The organism is Atrimonas thermophila, from assembly GCF_045864955.1.
GTDB classification, from domain to species: domain Bacteria; phylum Atribacterota; class Atribacteria; order Atribacterales; family Thermatribacteraceae; genus Thermatribacter; species Thermatribacter velox.
Genome location: NZ_AP028803.1, coordinates 497890 through 515912 on the forward strand (window position 1 = coordinate 497890; position 18023 = coordinate 515912).

Annotated in this window: 17 protein-coding genes; 13 read left to right on the plus strand and 4 right to left on the minus strand. The window is 46.3% G+C overall.

Annotated elements, in window-relative coordinates:
- Positions 1-400: 400 nt before the first annotated feature.
- Positions 401-949 carry a transposase gene (locus ACKTT1_RS02735; protein WP_412710101.1) on the plus strand — a complete coding sequence of 183 codons (549 nt, stop codon included), beginning with the start codon at positions 401-403 and terminating at the stop codon, positions 947-949.
- The gene (locus tag ACKTT1_RS02740; protein WP_412710102.1) at positions 946-1428 is read left to right on the plus strand and encodes a hypothetical protein; all 483 of its coding nucleotides are present in this window, start codon (positions 946-948) and stop codon (positions 1426-1428) included. Before ACKTT1_RS02735 ends, ACKTT1_RS02740 begins: the two co-directional genes overlap by 4 nt.
- A 347-nt stretch (positions 1429-1775) precedes the next feature.
- Here ACKTT1_RS02740 and ACKTT1_RS02745 read toward each other — a convergent pair whose 3' ends face one another.
- On the minus strand, positions 1776-2984 hold the full coding sequence (locus ACKTT1_RS02745) for a helix-turn-helix domain-containing protein (RefSeq protein WP_412710103.1): 1209 nt from the start codon (positions 2982-2984) through the stop codon (positions 1776-1778).
- Positions 2985-3333: 349 nt separating this feature from the next.
- On the opposite strand from ACKTT1_RS02745, the gene ACKTT1_RS02750 reads away from it, so the two are divergent.
- From ACKTT1_RS02750 to ACKTT1_RS02780, 7 genes are all read left to right on the plus strand, one after another.
- Positions 3334-4236: a hypothetical protein gene (locus ACKTT1_RS02750; RefSeq protein WP_412710104.1), complete on the plus strand. Its 903-nt coding sequence runs from the start codon at positions 3334-3336 to the stop codon at positions 4234-4236.
- Positions 4226-5155 carry a DNA-methyltransferase gene (locus tag ACKTT1_RS02755; protein ID WP_412710105.1) on the plus strand — a complete coding sequence of 310 codons (930 nt, stop codon included), beginning with the start codon at positions 4226-4228 and terminating at the stop codon, positions 5153-5155. Before ACKTT1_RS02750 ends, ACKTT1_RS02755 begins: the two co-directional genes overlap by 11 nt.
- Before the next feature lie 84 nt (positions 5156-5239).
- The gene (locus tag ACKTT1_RS02760) at positions 5240-5578 is read left to right on the plus strand and encodes a phage holin, LLH family (RefSeq protein ID WP_412710106.1); all 339 of its coding nucleotides are present in this window, start codon (positions 5240-5242) and stop codon (positions 5576-5578) included.
- Positions 5579-5607: 29 nt separating this feature from the next.
- Positions 5608-5754 (plus strand): hypothetical protein, encoded by a 147-nt coding sequence (locus tag ACKTT1_RS02765; protein WP_412710107.1) that lies wholly within the window; start codon positions 5608-5610, stop codon positions 5752-5754.
- A gap of 208 nt (positions 5755-5962) precedes the next feature.
- A complete protein-coding gene (locus ACKTT1_RS02770) occupies positions 5963-7195 on the plus strand; it encodes an HD domain-containing phosphohydrolase (RefSeq protein WP_369017674.1) in 1233 nt (410 codons plus the stop codon).
- Positions 7196-7295: 100 nt separating this feature from the next.
- Entirely contained in the window at positions 7296-7889 is a 594-nt protein-coding gene (locus ACKTT1_RS02775) for a MarC family protein (RefSeq protein WP_369017673.1), read from the plus strand.
- 14 nt (positions 7890-7903) lie between these two features.
- On the plus strand, positions 7904-8653 hold the full coding sequence (locus ACKTT1_RS02780) for an SDR family NAD(P)-dependent oxidoreductase (protein ID WP_412710108.1): 750 nt from the start codon (positions 7904-7906) through the stop codon (positions 8651-8653).
- A 42-nt stretch (positions 8654-8695) separates the two neighbouring features.
- On the opposite strand, the gene ACKTT1_RS02785 is transcribed toward ACKTT1_RS02780, so the two are convergent.
- Genes ACKTT1_RS02785 through ACKTT1_RS02795 form a run of 3 tightly spaced genes read right to left on the minus strand, consistent with a single transcriptional unit; the run spans position 8696 to position 10510 of the window.
- The gene (locus ACKTT1_RS02785) at positions 8696-9310 is read right to left on the minus strand and encodes a hypothetical protein (protein ID WP_412710109.1); all 615 of its coding nucleotides are present in this window, start codon (positions 9308-9310) and stop codon (positions 8696-8698) included.
- Between the two features lie 38 nt (positions 9311-9348).
- Positions 9349-10119 carry a heparan-alpha-glucosaminide N-acetyltransferase gene (locus tag ACKTT1_RS02790; RefSeq protein ID WP_412710110.1) on the minus strand — a complete coding sequence of 257 codons (771 nt, stop codon included), beginning with the start codon at positions 10117-10119 and terminating at the stop codon, positions 9349-9351.
- Positions 10091-10510 carry a DNA polymerase ligase N-terminal domain-containing protein gene (locus ACKTT1_RS02795; protein ID WP_412710111.1) on the minus strand — a complete coding sequence of 140 codons (420 nt, stop codon included), beginning with the start codon at positions 10508-10510 and terminating at the stop codon, positions 10091-10093. The genes ACKTT1_RS02790 and ACKTT1_RS02795 overlap by 29 nt, the downstream gene beginning before the upstream one ends.
- 641 nt (positions 10511-11151) lie before the next feature.
- Here ACKTT1_RS02795 and ACKTT1_RS02800 point away from each other — a divergent pair.
- The 4 genes from ACKTT1_RS02800 (at position 11152) to ACKTT1_RS02815 (ending at position 18015) form a co-directional block, all read left to right on the plus strand.
- The gene (locus tag ACKTT1_RS02800; RefSeq protein ID WP_412710112.1) at positions 11152-13044 is read left to right on the plus strand and encodes a methyl-accepting chemotaxis protein; all 1893 of its coding nucleotides are present in this window, start codon (positions 11152-11154) and stop codon (positions 13042-13044) included.
- 818 nt (positions 13045-13862) lie between these two features.
- The gene (locus ACKTT1_RS02805; RefSeq protein WP_412710113.1) at positions 13863-14849 is read left to right on the plus strand and encodes an ABC transporter ATP-binding protein; all 987 of its coding nucleotides are present in this window, start codon (positions 13863-13865) and stop codon (positions 14847-14849) included.
- A gap of 93 nt (positions 14850-14942) precedes the next feature.
- Complete coding sequence (locus ACKTT1_RS02810) at positions 14943-16877, plus strand: ABC transporter substrate-binding protein (RefSeq protein WP_412710114.1); 1935 nt, start codon at positions 14943-14945, stop codon at positions 16875-16877.
- Between the two features lie 103 nt (positions 16878-16980).
- The gene (locus tag ACKTT1_RS02815; protein WP_412710115.1) at positions 16981-18015 is read left to right on the plus strand and encodes an ABC transporter permease; all 1035 of its coding nucleotides are present in this window, start codon (positions 16981-16983) and stop codon (positions 18013-18015) included.
- The last annotated feature ends 8 nt before the right edge of the window (positions 18016-18023 follow it).

Sequence of the window (18023 nt, forward strand, 5' to 3'; positions counted from 1 at the left end):
TCATTTCTGGGCTCTTGCGCTGTGGCGAGAAGAGAGAAGATTTTAAGTGATGCACCTACAACAGGTTAAGTTACTTGCTGAGGGTATGAAATTGATGCTTTGCGATGTAAACTGGTGCTTCTTGCAGCTTCTTTGAGCGCAAAAGAATGAAGCTTATGTGGGCTGGCACACCGAAAGACATGTTGGAATAGGTATAGGAGTATCTTTTTCCGAGTTCCCGCTGGTGGAGGTGTCAGCATGGAGACTTTGCAAGGAATAGAAGAAATACTGAAAGAAACACAAAGGAGAAATTGAAACCGAGTAAACTCATCGTCGAGGCAATCCAGGAATTACCCCACCCCAACAAGGGAATGGAAAGATGAGATACCATCCTGATATTCACCACCGCCGTTCTATCCGATTGAAAGATTACGATTATTCTCAAGCAGGCGCCTATTTTATCACCATCTGCACAAAGAATCGTGAGTGTTTGTTTGGAAGCATTGTTAATGGTGAAATGCTTTTGAGTGCATGGGGAGTGATTGTAAAAAATGAATGGTTGCGAACCTCCATTATCCGGCCCAATATCGTTGTTGATGAATTTGTATTGATGCCCAACCATTTGCACGGTATCTTGGTAATTGTTGATACCGATTGTAGGGGCACGTTGCAACGTGCCCCTACAGTGGAACGATTTGGAAAACCAACATCCAATTCAATACCCACCATAGTTCGGCTGTTCAAATCCACCGCCACAAAACAAATAAATGAATTGCGAAAAACGCCTGGTGAACCCCTATGGCAACGCAATTATTACGAACGTATCATTCGCAATGAAAGGGAATTAGAAAGAATCAGGAAATATGTAATAAACGATCCGCTGAAATGGTCGCTTGATATTGAAGATCCTGAAAGACAGAAAGATTACCAAAACACAGCAGAGTATTTTAAAAGGATGTTTGAAGAATGAACGCAATTGACCTGAATTCTCTTGGCAACCAGGGGCTTGAAGATATCTGCATTGGAGAAGTGCCGGAGGTGAGCTTCACCGATGAGGAAGTGATTGTAAAGCCTGATTTGTGTGTGAAAGAAAAAAAAGAGCAAGTGGAGTCAGGCGCTGTAGGTGGTAGTATACCTCAAGGTAGCGAAGGAACGGAAAAGGCCTCAACACCGCACACTGAATCATCGCCTCAGTCGGGAGCTCCTGCCGAGACACCGTCAGCTCTTCGGGAATATTCAGAAATTGCCCTGAGCCTTAAGGTATCACCCGGTAATCTCTCGACGGTGGCTAGGATTATCAACTATCTGCGCGAGCGCTTTGAAAAGTGCAGCTTGGAAATCACCCTGCGGGTAAGCGGTGGGAAGATTTCGGCTACCGAATATGAAGATAAGCTGAAGGAAGCGCTGGAACAGGCAGGTATCGAAGTTAAGGATGAATACTTAGCTTGAGGCTTTCTGTTGCCGGGGACTGCTTTTCTTTCGGAAATGTTAATTCCTTGCGATATCCTGATCCGTGCACCGCGGCAGTTGAAAAAGTTCGAGGGGTATGTTCACTCGGTGACCAAAACAGCACTCAGAGAAGTGAAGGCTCTGTGAGGTGCAAAGGAGTGTTTTGGTACAGCCAGGAGGGTAAAAGATTTCGTTTTTCAAAAATTAGGCCTCACCGAGAAAGAGCTCAAAAGGTGGCTTAAGGAGCGAAGGTAAAATGTGCAAGGTTAACTCCTTCCCTCCTGTTTCCTCATGTAGCAAAAGCTTTGAGTGTCCAAAATAAGCAGTTACCTGGGGGCAAAAAGTTGTTAAATTCCTTTTATTTTCCGTTTTCCATCTTGGTCATAATTGGGAGACCCCGGAAACCCAAAAGCATTCCACAGTACATCAAAACAAGGCCTGAGAAGTTTATCAGGTTCTAAGGAAGCGTAGTTTTCTATGACAACTTCAGGAATGAAGAGCACTTCCCGGGTAATCGCACCAGCCCCAATTTCCTTCCGTATAAGAAATTCGGGATTTCTTTTGAGATGCTCTAAAAGCCCCTGATGTATTCTGCATCCTCGCACGCCGCATAAAGTGATGAAAACTGCAAGGGGGGATTCCACTCCCAACTGTTGCAAAAGAGGGACCCCCATTTTCAGGTATTCAAGGATTGTTTCCTCAAAGCAATTGAGATGAAGTTCTAAACCTGAATTAGTAGTCTCGAAGCATTCATTCCCCAGAAACTCGACCACCCCGTTTCGAAAAAGTTGGAGGTATTCGCACATGTTTTCTTGCTTGCGCCAGAGAATTGCTCCATCGGCATTGGGAGAGTAATTAGGAAAATAATTATACACCAATCCCATAAGGTCCGAGTGCTTATAAAAGTCTGGTAAGGGATAATTTCTCCCGGGAGAAAAAGCGCCATAAGAGACAATATGTAGGGTGTACCAGGGGGGTGAAAATTTAAAGAGGGGAGAGGGATAGTCTCCCCCAAGGAGCGTGGCAAGGCGCTCTTCGCGAAATCTCCGTATTCTGTCTGCCCACTGCTCGGAAGCAGTGAAAGCCAGGCGCAGTTCATCAACATCCATGAGGTATTTGCCGCTATCATTGCGAGCGTAAAATCTATAATCTTTTTCCAGGGTCACACGGTGTGGTTTCAGGTAGCTCCTGGGAATGTGCAGCGCAAGAATGCGTTTCCCTTTATAGGTAACAAAGTTGGAGGTTACTCCCGTGATTTTGGTTTCAACACCGGTTAGAAGTAAATTATTTATTTTTTGCTTTAGCTCATCTTCATCATCCACCTCAATGCCACATACTTTTTTGGGTTTCCCTCCCTCTTCTTCAACACCAAAAATGAGCCATCCGCCTTCAGTATTGGCAAAAGAAGAAACATCGGCAAGAAACTCTTTTTTTTCGCTGGGTTTGTCAAGGTGAAGTTCTTTCTTATAATCCAGCGTCTTTCCTTCAGAAATGCCGTTATCGATGAGGTTTATAACATACTGTGAAGCAGAGCGATCCAAGCTTTCGAAAGACATCCTCACATCCCCTCCTGTTAGGTCTTAAGATGGTTTAGAAGTTCGGCAGGTATAACCTGCAAGTGGTCTTTTTCAATAACTATCTTAGTATATTTTCTTGCTATCTTGGTGATTACTTTTCCAACTTCTTGCACTTTCTTTTACCTGTTGGTATTCTTCTTATGAGCGATGTTTTTGTAGGTTGCTCACTTTTCCCATAGTTAAGTTGGTTAAGTGTTTATAACCTGTAACTACAAAAATAAGTATGTTTTTGTAATGAGAACTTTTAACCTAAAATGACCAAGCATGGGGAACCTTAAAATACGCCATAAACAATTGGCTGAAAGAGGAGGATAAAGCGACAAGCGCCATGGAACTTTGGAGCAAAGACGTAGAAAGAGAATTTTTTCTGGAAACGCTAAAAAAAGCTACTCCGGAACAGCTTTTTTATGTAACTGAGGATGGAAAATACTTGGCATATTGGCCCAAAAATTATAAGGGAATCAAGGCCACGCTTCAGAGCAGAAACGCTTTCATCGGAGACTTCACAGAAAAATGGACCAAGAAAGTTTTAGAAAAAGTTTTAGAAGAAGTGACAGGAAAAGGAAAAGCATTTGCAGTACAAGGTGTAATCTGTGAGGATATAGGGTTGTCGGTGAGATCTCCAGCAGATGTGGCCATATGTAAAACTAAAGAACAGAAGCAAAAACCCGACGACATTCTGATGATAGTGGAAGTAAAAATGTCAATAGTGTGGAATTGGGAATACGAGCCCACTAAGAAAACACTGAAAGTCGTAGGAGATTACACCACACACCAGGGTAATCCTGGATTATTAAGATCAGACACAATGTTAAAAGCCATCGGAAAAAGCATAAACATCCGGGTTTTTAGTTTTAAGTCAGCGAAAATTCCCATCATTGTTTTGGGCAATACTCCAATAACAAAAAGTTACTATGAAAAAGTTGATACCTTGAAAAAATCAGGAATTATTCAGGGTTTTTATTCTGTTAATCCACAACCCCTGGATAACCATAACAGCGAGAGCAACATTAAATCAACCCCTAAAAGGGGCTTCCTAAGATTTGATACCTATGAAGAACTGAAAAAGGAACTAACTACCCTGCTTCTTGTAAAACAAGAGTTCTTTTCTGGGATGAAAACTAAAGGAGAATTAGGAGAGATTATAGAGAAAGCCAACAACGAACAAACTTACGAAAAAAAGGCAGAAGCTTTCCTAAGGCTATTAAGGGGTAATGAAAATGAAAAATGAAAAACACAGAAAAGGAACAAAAACAAGTTCTTTTGGAGTGCCAGGAAGAATTAACCACGATTCAACTCCCTTTTACTCAAGCAACTTGTACAAGAATTTTCCTAAAGAAAAGAAAGTCAAATATACAGAATCAGAAATACCCAAGGGAGTTCTAAATCAAATATTTTGCAAAAGCAGTGAAGGCATGGAAGAACTACCAGATAATAGCGTTCATCTTATGGTTACTTCTCCTCCCTACAATGTAGGGAAAGAATACGATGAAGACCTCACTATAAAGGAGTACAGAGAGTTTTTAAAACGGGTATGGAAAGAGGTTTACCGTGTGTTGGTACCCGGCGGGAGAGCCTGTATAAACGTAGCCAACCTGGGAAGAAAACCATATATTCCTTTGCACTGCTACATTATTGAGGACATGATAGAAATAGGCTTTTTTATGAGAGGGGAAATTATATGGGATAAGGCCTCCAGTGCCAGCCCGTCGACCGCTTGGGGAAGTTGGTTATCAGCAGCGAATCCCACATTAAGAGATATTCATGAGTACATTTTAGTCTTTTCTAAAGATACATTTACCCGAAAGAACCCCAAAAAAAGAAAAAGCACAATCACAAAAGAAGAGTTTCTTGAACTTACAAAAAGTGTCTGGAAGTTTCATGCGGAATCAGCCAAAAAAATTGGACACCCAGCTCCTTTCCCGGTGGAGCTTCCTTATCGTTGTATTCAACTTTACACATTTGAGGGCGAAGTAATTTTAGATCCGTTTATAGGTAGTGGGCAAACAGCGATTGCAGCTTTAAAAGCTAAAAGGTTTTATGTTGGATATGAGATAAATAAAGCATATGTAGATCTCGCTCGAAAAAGAATAGAAGAGTTCTTAGGTTCTCAAAAGGCTTTGCCCTTGTTCGAGGAAATCAAGAAGTGAGATATGCAACTTGGAACCTTGTGTGGTTTCTCCCCGTCGCCCACCCTGCACATTCTTTGAGAACACAAAAAGGGGTGGTCGTTTATGGACGCACAAAAAGCAATTACTGATATTTTGATCCTGGTTTTACCTGCGGTTTTAAGCTACATCTTCGCTCGTTTAGGGATTGACAAAATCAAGTTCCAGAAATACCAGCGCTTGATCCAGATTGCTGAAGAAGCCGTCCTCTGGGCAGAGGATTACTACCCAGAGAAAAAGGGAGTGGAAAAGCTCAAAGAAGCAATAGAGTATCTCAAAAGCGCTTGTGTTAAAGCTGGTATCTGGGTGAGCGATGAAGAAGCGGAGAAGAAAGTACGAGTTGCCTATCAAAAGCTCCAAAAAGACGCGCTTTCCAGATTGCTTCGAGGTGCGTTGGGGGAGTAGCAACCGCTCCTCACTTTCTCAAGCTCCTTGTGCGCTTCGGTGTTGCGGTTGATGAGGACTTGGTAAGCAAAGCGGACTACTTCAAGGCAGAAAAAGAAAAAGAAGAATTTGCCGAAAAACTGCGTAAGCTCAAGCTTTGCGACGTTGCGGGGTATAAAGAGATAGCGAAGGATTAAAAAAAGGCGCCTTAAAGGGCGCCTTTTTCATTTCAGGTAGTATCCCCAATTGCCGAATTCATGCTCTTCTGGTAGCATTGATTTTTAGAGATGTAAGGCATTGTTTCAGGTTTTACAGGCAAAAGGCAGGAGTGCCTGCCTGTAACCTCTGAAAAGGCAGTCAGGACCCTGAAAGTGAACTGGGTTTTACAGGAAGGGGAGGATGCTCTTGAGTTTTTCGCAGGAAAGGAGTCCTTATCTTACAGTTCTCGATGACCTGGGTCTCCCTGCTTTTCTGGTTGAAGGCGACCTGGTGGTGGACCTCAACTGGAGGATGGAGAAACTCATCGGCTGGTCCCATGAGGAAGTGATTGGCAAGCGGAGCTGGATGAGCTTTCTTTCCCCAAAAGAGGACCTTGAGAAATTGAAGCAACGCCTGGAAGCGCATTTAAGCGGCTCTTCCAGATTGACTTCGGGTTGCGCCGCCCGCATCGAAGATCGAAAAGGGAGGGTTAAGGAGGTAATTCTCTGCGCAAGTCAACTTCCGGGTGATGAGAAGTTCATTTTGACCATGCGTGATGTGACGGCAGTGAAAAGGGCTTACGGGCTTTTGAAATTATTTTCGAAGGTTCACAGCAAGAGGATACTGGGCGTAAGGAGTCGGGATGAGTTCTTGGAAAGATTTGCTGAAATGCTCAGAGAAAAAGGCTATCCAGAGGTGCTGATTCACAAGGAAGGAGAAATTCCGGATTTTGCGAATGTTTTGAAGACCGAGGTTTTGAATGGGGAAAAAGTAAAAATCTTGAGGAGGTTTTCACGCATCCTGAACCACGGCCTACAAACTATGGGTTATCGTGAAGCTCTGGAGGAGGCTCTGCAAGAAACCATAGAGGTTATTTCTTACTTGGTTGAAGTGAGAGATCCTTACACTGCCGGCCACCAAAGAAGAGTTTCTGGTATTGCTTGTGCCATTGCCAAGAAGATGGGGCTTTCTGAGGAGCTAATTGAGAAAATTCGGGTGGCCGGTCTTTTGCACGATGTCGGGAAAATTGGCATTCCCATCGATATTCTCAACAAGCCAGTGCCTTTGAGCTCTCTGGAGTTTGAGATGATTAAGACGCATCCTGCGCTGGGGTATGAGATAGTGAGCCGGGTGCATTTTCTTGAGGACGTTGCCAAGGTTATCCTTGAGCATCACGAACGCATCGATGGCTCGGGCTATCCCCAGGGTCTCCGTAGAGAGGAGATTTCTCTTGAGGCCAGAATCCTGGCTGTGGCAGATGTTGCCGAGGCCATGTCTTCCCATCGGGCGTATCGACCTTTGCTTCCTAAGGAAGAAATTGTAGCCGAATTCCTGAATAACCGGGGTAAACTTTATGATGCGCAGGTGGTCGATGCTTTTTTAGAGTTTGCTGAGGAGCTGCCCGGTGTCTGGTGTTTGGAAATGGAGGAATTTGAATAGGTTCGCTTTCGAGTAGTCCGATTGCTGGATTGCTCTTTTTTCTTCCTTTTTACTTTCCCGCTGGCCCTCTGCCCGGCTATAATAGGGAGGGGTATGCGCGATGCTTTACGACTTTGTGAAGTCCTTTTTGCTTTTGACTTTCATCCTCGACCCTTTTCTGGGGGCTGTGGTTTTCATAGCGCTCACCAAAAACATGGAAGCCCGGGAGCGTTCCGCTCAAGCTTTCTTGGCGGTAAGTGTGGCTTTTATCCTGCTTTTTGTTTTCCTTTTCATTGGGAAAAGCCTTTTTGCGCTTTTGGGCATTTCCTTTTCAAGCTTCATGGTGGCTGGTGGTGTCATCTTGCTTCTTCTGGGTGTTGAGGAGATACTGGGGCTTGAGTTTTCCAAAAGGGGAGCGGACACCAAGGTTGCGGCTATTGTCATCGGTACCCCGCTTCTCTGTGGTCCAGGTGCCATCACCTCAATCATTATTCTTTCTCAAAAGCATGGATACCTGATTCCCTTTCTGGCCATGGTTTCCGCTCTCGCTTTGACCTGGCTGATTTTGTACTTTGCCAACCATCTGAGCCGCCTGCTGGGTGAGCGGATAATTGAAGTGCTTTCCAGAGTGATGGGGCTTTTACTGGCCGCCATTGCGGTCGAGTATATAAAAGAGGGCGTTTTGCAGATGATTTCAGAACTCGTTGCTCGCTGAGAGGAGGTTACAGGGTGGGAAACCTTTCCGCTCATGTGGCACTGGTTACCGGGGCAAGCCGGGGAATTGGTAGGGCCTGTGCCCTTGCTCTGGCTCGAGCTGGAGCGAAGGTGGCAGTAAATTACCGAAAAAACCGCGAACGGGCTGAGGCGGTGGTGGCAGAAATAGAAAAGCAGGGTGGTGTTGCTCTGGCGGTTCAGGCTGATGTTTCTGATTCTTCTCAGATAGAGAGGATGGTGAGCAAGGTTCAGGAAAAGCTGGGCATACCCGACATCCTGGTTGCCAATGCCGGGGTGGGAGATACTGCGTACTCCGGGGCTTGGAATCTTGAGGAGCTCTCTTGGGACAGGATGATTGCCGTTAATCTTAAAGGGGTGTACCTCTGCGTCCGCGCGCTGCTTCCATACCTGATTGAGAAGCGCTGGGGGAGAATCATCGCCATTTCCTCCACTTCCGGGATAACCGGTGGAACTTCGGGCATCCACTATGCGGCCTCTAAAGGGGGCGTCATTGCCATGTGCCTGGCTCTGGCGCGGGAGTGTGCACCGTTTGGCATAACCGTCAACGTGGTTGCACCCAGCAAAATCGACACCGAGCTCCTGCATTCAGTAACTCCTCCTGAAAAACTGCCTGAGCTTTTGCGCAAGATACCGGTAGGAAGGTTAGGGAGACCCGAAGATATCGCCCGAGCAGTGCTCTTTTTTGCTGAGGAGGAAGCCGATTACATAACCGGTCAGGTGCTCACCGTATCGGGTGGGTATTGAAGCCGAGGGCCGTACTGTTTGTAGAGTGCAGCCCTCAGCTTTTTATCGCCAGGTTACTTCTTCTGCTTCGATGTAGAAGCGGTTCTGGCCGCTTTCCAGCTGTTCCGGATCCTGAAAATCGACTACTAAGGGGAAGGAGGTTTCTTTTTCAAAGAGAATACGGGCAACCAGCTTTCCGTCCTTTCTGGCTTCTACCCATAAGGCCTCTTTCCCAAAGCGAGTTTCTGAGGCAGGGACGATGATTTCCGTTTCTCCCTCTTCGTCTTTCTGCTTCCACTCGAAGCCTTCGCTGAGTTCTCCTCCACCCAGAAAAGCCGGAGCCAGAAAAACCTGTGCAGCCGAGAGGACACCCAGTGTCTGAGCGATGGAGGGGTTGGAGAGCATAAGCGGAAAGAGTGAACCCTGAATATCGTCTGCTTTCACTTTAGAGGTGGAAGAAAAGCTTTCCTCCCCCAGTGCGAAATCCAGCTTGACTTGATAGTTTTCCTCATCGATTTGGGTGAACTCAACGTTGAGATACCCTTCCTTGACGCCTCCTTCCTCTGCAACCCGCAGAGCATAGTTGACCCGCTGCACGTTTTCTAAGTTGATGCAGGATGCAAGGAGAAAAAGCATGGCAACTGCCATAACTACCAGAAGAACTTTTTTTCTATGCATTACCTTTCGCCTCCTTAGCGCAGGTTAAAGATATAGTATCATAAACCAGGTGGGTGTACCACGCCCAGTACAAAGAGAAGACCCAGAATCACCGGTTGGTGCAAAAGATAAATGGTCAGCGAGTGTTTGCCCAGAAAACTGAGCGCTGCAAAAAGGGGAAAGTGCGAATAGTCCCCGAGCTGGACGCGCCTCCTGTAGCCAGGATAGAGGGTATGACCCAGAAAAACGCCCAGCAAAAAGACACCCAACCAGGGCAAAAGCGGAAAGTAGTCTACAGTGTAAAAGCGGTAAGGCTTGAAACCCAGCCAGAGGAGATACCCGAAGGGAAAAGCCTTTCCATAGAACCACCAGCCCAGGGCAATGAGGACGACTCCCAGGGGCAGGGTGAACTTTGGAAAGCGCAAAAGGAAGGAGCCAATGATTATGGATGCTCCGATACAGTGGAGTATTCCAAAGCGCACGTAGGCTCCATTCACAAATAAGTAGGTGACCACGCTTATCACCATCCCCCAGAAAAAGATAATCGCACCCCGCCGAATGGAGTGTGCGAGTTGGACATTCCCCGTTTTCTGCTTTATGCGCTCGTGGCTCAGGTAGAGGGATATGCCGGAGAGAGCCAGGAAAGATATGGCAATGTAGCGCTGGAAGTAGAGCCATCCCCCCCGGTAAAGTTCGATTTTCAGGTTTCCAAAAGCGGAGAGGTCATAAAGCAGATGGTAAATGACCATGCTCACTATGGCACAACCCCGAAGAACATCGATTTCGTAAAAGCGCTCTTTTTTAATCCTTGCTGGATTTTTTCTGTTCACTGCTTTTTTCCTCTTTCCTTTTTATGAGCAGCCACTGGTCATCGCTGGTGTGGATAAGCGCATATTTGCCTCGCATCTTCTCACCATGGGCTTCAAAGAGAATTTCTCCTGCTTCCCACTTCTCCGGGATATAAAAGCCCCGGTCCCAGATAACCACTTTTCCTTTGCCATACCCTTCCAAGATTTCGCCTTCAAAGTCGGCATACTCCAAAGCATGATCCTCAACAGCAATGGCTAACCTGCGCTCTCCGGGAGAAAGCGGTATCCCCCTGGGAACTGCCCAGCTTTTCAGGACTCCGTCTCGCTCTAAGCGCAGGTCAAAGTGGTGGTGTGATGCCCAGTGTTCCTGAATGACCAGTAGGGGTTTCAGAAGTGACCCTCCTTTCTGCATCAGTGCCTTTTCTTTTATTCTACCTGTCTTTTACGCTTTCGGGGAATTTTGGAAGATTTTTTGTGAGCAATCTGGGAACAATCCTTGTTTTCACCTTTTTCTGTTTCCAGAGTCAAACAAAGTTTCTACCAGAACACTAAAGTTTTCTTACAAGATGCCGATAAATAATAGTAGATCAGGAGCGAAACCTGTATATGGTACTGTGATGAGCACATGATACTCAAGGAAAGGAGTGAGGCAGTGAAGTAGGAAATTTCCTGAGTTGTTCTTGAGCCCCTGGTGAGAGCCGGGGCATTCTCTCAAGGTGAAGGGACGTTGTTTCTTTAGCGTGACTCCCTTTTTTAGCTTGGGAAAGAGTACCGTTTCTGTATAGTTTGCTCGGGAGAGGATAGCCCTCGAGGGTTTCTCTTTAATCCAAGTAGGTGCCTTTTTTGTGCTGAGGAAGCTCTAAAACAGTTTGTCTTCCCACTATTTTTCAGTGGCTGGGCTTCCTCATCAGAGCAAGGTATGAAAAAAGAAGAAAACGAAGTCAAAGAAGGGACGGTAAGAGAAGGAAAACCGAAAATGAGTGAAAAAAGAGTTCCAATACTATTTCTGGACACTCTGTCCGACGTTGGCTCATTGGAAAGGAGAGGAGTAAAATGGCGAAATCTGGCTTGCGAATTGGAACACGATTAATTTTGAGCTTTGTTTTAGTGGTTGCCCTTTCTGCGTTGGTAGCCTACTTGGGACTTTCTCTTTCCCAGCACATTATGGCCAACCTTGAAGACATCTTCGAGGTCCGCCTGCCCAGTGTGGATTACATTCTGGAAATTGACCGCGATCTTTACCAGGCGGTGCTTGCTGAGCGCTCCCTGCTCCTTGCCGATGTAAACTCAGAAGCCTTTCAGGAGTTTCTGGATTTTTATGAAGAAAACCTGCAGCAGTCAGAGGAGCGCTGGAATAAGTACAAAGCACTTGCTAAAACCCAGGAAGAGCTGGAACTTATCGGGAAGTACGAGGAAGCCCGTAAGGCGTGGTTACCCCTTTCCCGAAAAGTCGTGGAGGCAAGGAAAGCAGCCAGTGAGGATTTGAGTTCCCTTGTGGCACTGAGCTTTGGTGACGCTGCGCAGAAATTTGAAACCATGCGCGATTATCTGGACCAGCTTACTGAAATCAGCTTGGTTCTGGCAGAGAACCAGCACCATGCAGCCCGAGCAAGTTTCAAGCAGAGCTTCTTTACTGTAGTCCTTTTGGTGGCAATTATTATTGTTGCTGCGCTGGTTCTTGCACTGCTCATCACCCGCGGCATCACCAGGTCTTTGCGACGTATGGTCAATCTGGCTAAGGAGGTTGCTCAGGGGAATCTGAGTGCAGATTTTGACCTCCGGGCTCACTCCAAGGACGAACTTGGGGAACTGGGCCGGGCACTGGAAGATATGGTGGGCAATCTCCGGGCTCTGGTAAACGATGTTTTCACCACCTCCTCCTCTCTGGCTTCATCCAGTGAGGAACTCTCCTCATCGGTTGCGGAGATCTCCAAAGCCACCCAAGAGATTGCCTCAACCATTGCCCAGGTTGCTGAAGGCTCCACCAAACAGAGTGAAGAGCTGCAGAGAGTGAGTGAAGAAGCAGCCCAGATTGGTGAGCGAGCCCAGAGAGTTGCTGAAGCCACCCAGCGCAACCTGGAGCTTCTTGGGAAGATGCAGGAGAACCTCCAGAAGAACCAGCAAGCTCTGGAACAGATTGAAGCTATGATGCAAAAAACCAGAGAAGAAGGGACCACCACCAGAGAAGAAGCTCAGAAAGGGAAAGATTCCCTGCAGAAGCTCATCGAGAATGTTTCCTCCATTGCCCGGGTGAGTGAAGAAGTCGCCGGAAGCATCCAAATCCTCAATGAGCGCTCCCAGGAGATTGGAAAGATTGTGGACCTCATCACTGGCATTGCAGAGCAGACCAACCTCTTAGCCCTCAATGCGGCCATTGAAGCTGCACGTGCTGGAGATGCTGGACGGGGCTTTGCCGTGGTGGCTGAGGAAGTGCGCAAACTGGCTGAAGAGTCAGCTCAAGCTGCCGAACAGATTGGCAAACTGATTGCTGAAATCCAGAAAGACACCCACTCTGCTGTGGAGAGCATGCAGAAAGCCCAAGGTGAAGTGGAAGCAGGAAGCAGAGAGAGTGAGCAGGTGGCCCAGAACTTTAACTCCATTCTCGCAGCCATTGAGCGCCTGGAAGCCAACATCGAAAACCTCTCGCAATCTCTTCAGGAGGCCCACCGAGCCCAGGAAGAGACCACTCAGAGTGCTCAGGAAGTGGTCAAGCTCTCCGAAGAGAATGCTTCCCTCACTGCTCAGACCACAGAAGGCGTCCAGCAGATCGCCGAAGAGCTCTCTTCAGTGGCTGCAGTGGCTGAAGAGAATGCGGCTTCCAGTGAAGAGGTCTCTGCTTCCACTGAAGAGCAGAATGCCTCACTGGAAGAGGTCAACTCTGCAGTGGAGCAGCTTGCCCAGATGGCCCAGAAACTACAGAAGCTGGTGGAGCGCTTCAGAATCTGAAAGAAACCAGGAAACACACACAGAAAGAGAAAGCGGGATGGACACCCCATCCCGCTTTTTTATTTTAGGGCCTGAAAACTGCCCCACGGGAAAAGAGATGTAAACGGGAAAGTTCAAAGCTATATATCTTTCCACCTTTTTTGCCTTTCTTATCCTCTCCTTTTTTTCAGGCTGCCTTTTGGTTCCTCCTGCTTTCCGAAATCCGATAATTCTTCCCTTCAGGTTGCTCAGGAAGTGGTAAATGAGCTCCTTTCTCCAGGGAGTGTGGAGGAAGTTGTGGGTAAAACATTATCTAAATTGATATCTATCATCAACGCTGAAAAAATTTGTCCAGAAGGGTGTTGTAAGAGCCATTGGTCAAAGTCGCCTTATTTTTGTCTTTCTCCCTTGGCTAGAATCCAGCTATCAAGGGCTTTCTGATTTTTGGGGTAAAAAAATCGTGCAAAAATTTTTTGCAATTATTGACAGAAAGAGAAATCTGTGCTACTCTCAAAAAAAATTCATTTTTATGTTTTATATCAAATTAATTGATATATAAAAAGAGGGAGAAAGGTGAAACAAAGTTACCGGAATTGTAGTTTCCAAGCAGCTAAAGCAATAGAACAGCTCCTGAAGTAGTGATACTTCGAAAATTCTGCAGGGTAAAAGTGATTATTGAGACTTTCAAAAACATTCTTTATCTTTTGTTTTTAGGTAAGTTTGGGTTTTGGCAGAGTTGGGAATGAGTTGTAGTGTAAATCCTGCAAGATGAAAAGTGTGTTTCCTAAAGAATTGGGCTTTTGAAATTTGGCCGGGGGTTTCTTAAGGAGCCAAGGCTTGTGAGTGAACCATTACTAAAACTTGATGGAGTAACACAAATCTTTCAGGTGGGGACTCTGCTCTCTAAGGTAAAGATATATGCGGTGCGGGACGTTAATCTTGAAGTTGGAGGGAATCCGGTAATCTTCACCTTGGTGGGAGAAAGTGGAAGCGGGAAGACCACCTTGGCTAACATCCTGCTCAGAGTTATTGTACCTACGGAAGGTTCGGTATATTTTCTTGGGAAGAATATACGCCACTACAGGAAACCAGAGTTTATAAGGTTGGTGCAGCCGGTATTTCAGAATCCCTATGAAACCTTTAATCCCCTGAAAAAAGTCGAGACCTACTTTCACTTAGCGATACGCAAACTTCAAATTGCGAGAGACAATGGTTGTACTGCTGAAAGCATTATCGACAAAGCGTTAAACTCTGTCGCTTTATCCTGGGAAGAGGTGAGGGGCAAATACCTTCACGAATTTTCTGGCGGACAACTTCAGCGATTGTCCATCGCCAGGGCCTTAATGGTAAACCCTGTACTTCTGGTAGCTGATGAACCTGTTTCGATGCTGGATGCTTCCCTGAGGATTTTTGTGCTCAATTTGCTTAGAAAACTCAAAGAAGAGAGACAACTATATGTGATTTACATTACCCACGATCTTGCTACTGCTTACTACATAAGTGATTACATCGCTGTGATGTTGAGAGGCTCTGTTGTTGAGACGGGTCCGGCTGAAAAAGTCTTGCTCGACCCCCTGCATCCCTATACCGTGCTCCTCAGGGAATCCGTTCCCAATCCCTATGAAGAGGCTAAAGAAGCAGTTTCCTGGGCAGGCGGGGAGCAGGTTCTGGAAATTGAAGAATACATTGAAGAAGGGTGTAAGTTTGCTTTGCGGTGTGCTCATGCTAAGGCTATCTGCAAGCAAAAGATGCCTCCTGATATCCCTGTTGATGGTGTGGTGGTGAAATGCTGGCTTTATGAAAGAACTCTGGGAAAGGGGGTGTGACCCTAAGGAAAACGGGGTTTGCAATAACTGGTGGTATCGGGTTTGGGTTGAAGTGAGTGTCTCCATCTGGAAAATTTTTTGAAGGGGGGAAAAGTGATGTCTTGGAGACGTTTTGGATGGTTGGTAGCGGTGGTGTTTTTCATTGTAGGAATGGTTGGAGCCTTTGCTTTTGCTCAGGAAATCCTACCTGGTGTTCCAAGAAGTGAGGTTATTATCATTGAAGATCCCTCAGGACGTTCCCTTAATCCAGCACGGTTTAACCTCTGGGGGGGCGGCGTCTCAAGCTGGTCAACTGGTCTTCAGCAACTGTGTTTAGGGACGCTGTGGTATATTGACCCTGACCAGGGCATAGAAGGCGATCCATGGATTAACCTGCTAGCGGCTGAGCCCCCTACTTATAACGAAGATTACACGGAAATGACCGTTAAGTTAAGAGAAGGCATTTACTGGAGTGATGGTGTGCCGTTTACTGCAGATGACGTGATTTTTACGGTGGAAGTCTTAAAGGCACATCCTGAAATGACCTGGGGAGGGTACATGGAAGTAAATGTGGAGGAAGTGCAGAAAGTAGATGATTACACCGTCGTGTTTAAACTCAAAAAGCCCAATGGAAGATTTCATACCATTTTCACAGTGAGATGGTCGGCCTGCTACATTATGCCCAAGCATATTTTTGAAAAGGCAGAAGACCCGGTTGCATTTGAGTTCAGCCAGCCTGTTGGGACTGGACCTTATGTTTTGAAGTCCTACGATCCCAATGGATACTGGTTCCTCTGGGAATTAAGGGAGGATTGGGAGCGGTCCGACCTTGGAGTGGCCTATGGCATAAAGCCTGGTCCCAAATATGTTCTCTACAAGGGTATAGCGTCACCCGAGAAAAAAGTCATGGACCAAATGGCCCATGAACTCGACATTATCCACGACCTGCCTCCAGAAGGGGCAATTACTCTCTACCAGAATAATCCTTACTGTGTTACCTGGTTCGATGGCTGGCCCTGGGCACATCCTGACCCAACCTTACCCGCGGTGATTATGAACCACGAACATTTCCCCTATAACCTTAAAGAAGTAAGGTGGGCGCTCACTCTGGCTATTGATATTGTCCAGGTTGCCTTGCAAGCGTACAATGGTTGTGCCACCATATCTCCAATCCATGTTCCTCCGACGGGTCTGTATCCTGAGTGGTATTTTGACAAGATAGAACCGTGGCTTAAGGAGTTTACCCTCAAAATTGGCGATGAAGAGTTCAAGCCTTACGATCCGGAAGTGCCGATGAAAATAGCGGATGCGGTGAAATACGCATTTGGTTACAAGATACCGGAGGATCCTCAGGAGATCAAGAAGATGGTGGGTTACGGTTGGTGGAAGTACGCTCCTGATGTGGCAGCAAAGCTGTTGGAAAAAGTGGGCTTCAAGCGGGACAAGGCTGGCAAGTGGTTGCTTCCAGATGGCAAACCCTGGAAAATATCGATTCTATGTGAGGCAGCTACCAGATCGGTTATGACCCGGGCCGCAGCTGCAATTGCTGAACAATGGCGTAAGTTTGGTATTGATGCCCAGATTGAGGCAGTGGAAGCTTCCATGCTCTGGACCAGGATGAACTATGGAGAAGATCCGGATACGGTGTACTGGGCATGGTGTATTGAGACCTGGGGTGGACATCCAGATCTTTTCTGGTTCCTCGAGTCCTGGCACTCTGATTATTACCGACCCACTGGACAAACAGTTGTAGCGAAGAACCCCATGAGGTATAAGAGTGAGGTAATTGATAAAATAATCGAAGATTTAAGGAAGACGGACTTCTTCAAAGAGCAGGACAAAATCATCGACCTTGGCCTTGAATATATTAAGGTATGTGTAGAAGACATGCCCATAATTCCCATATTCTCCTATAACGTGTTCACTGTTTGTGATGAGTATTACTGGACCGGCTATCCCACCTCCAGCGACCCATATACCAATCCTGTTCCCAACTGGGGTAACACAAGGTTCATGTTCATTAAGTTGCGTCCCTCGGAGAAGAAGTAAGGTACGGCTATAGGTAGGAAATTTTCCTAAAGGCTCCCGTTCTGCAACGGAATGGAACGGGGGCCTGGCATAGTGAAGCGAGAAACTGTAGGAGGAATAAGCGGTGGGTGGTTTTTTAGGGTTTTTTGTTCGATATTTGGGAGGAAGGCTCATAGTTTGCTTTCTGGTAATTTTCGTGGGGGTGACCATTACCTTTTTGATTCCCAGGCTGATTCCGGGGGCCAATCCTGCAGAGATAGCAGTCCGGAGATTGCAAATGGCTGGAGCATATTTGCCACCTGAAAGCGTTGAACCGATGCGAAATGCCCTTTTGAAGCTCTATGGTCTGGAAGGGTCCATGATAGAGCAGTATTTCAGATATTGGAGGGAATTGCTAAGGGGTAATTTGGGGCCTTCTTTTGCTTCTTTCCCCACGCCGGTTCTCTCTCTCATTTCAAGGTCGCTTCCCTGGACGGTGGGATTACTGGCTTTGACTGCCTTGATATCCTGGAGTATGGGAACTCTGCTGGGGGGAATAGCAAGTTATAGAGGCAGGGGCTTCTGGATTAAAATTTTCGAAATGTTTTCTAATGCTGTGAGGCCTATTCCTTATTATATCTTTGCGCTTGTTTTGCTCATAATTTTTGCTTACGTTTTGAAGTGGTTTCCTGCGGGGGGTGCTTTCCAGATAGGAATGGAACCTTCTTTTAGTGTAGCTTTTCTGAAGAGTGTTGTTAAACATGGTTTCTTACCAGCTCTTTCTTTAATCATAATCGGTGTAGGTGCCTGGTTCCTTAATATGAGAAACCTTGTTTCCAGTGTGATTCATGAGGACTTCGTAATGTTTGCGCATCAGATGCGGCTTAAAGAGTCAATAGTCCTCAGGAAGTACGTGATGAAAATAGCTATGCCCGCTCAGCTTACAGGTCTTGCTCTCCAGCTGGGAATGGTTTTTAGCGGTACTATCATTACTGAGATTGTTTTCAACTACCCCGGGTTGGGCACCCTGGCTTTCACAGCCATCATGCAATCGGACTACAATCTGGTGATGGGGATTACCCTGTGTTCAATCGTAGCGGTGGCGCTGGCTACTTTATTCGTGGATATCCTTTTGCCTTTTGTTGACCCCAGAATTCAGTATACAGGCGGGTCTGCATAGACCATTAT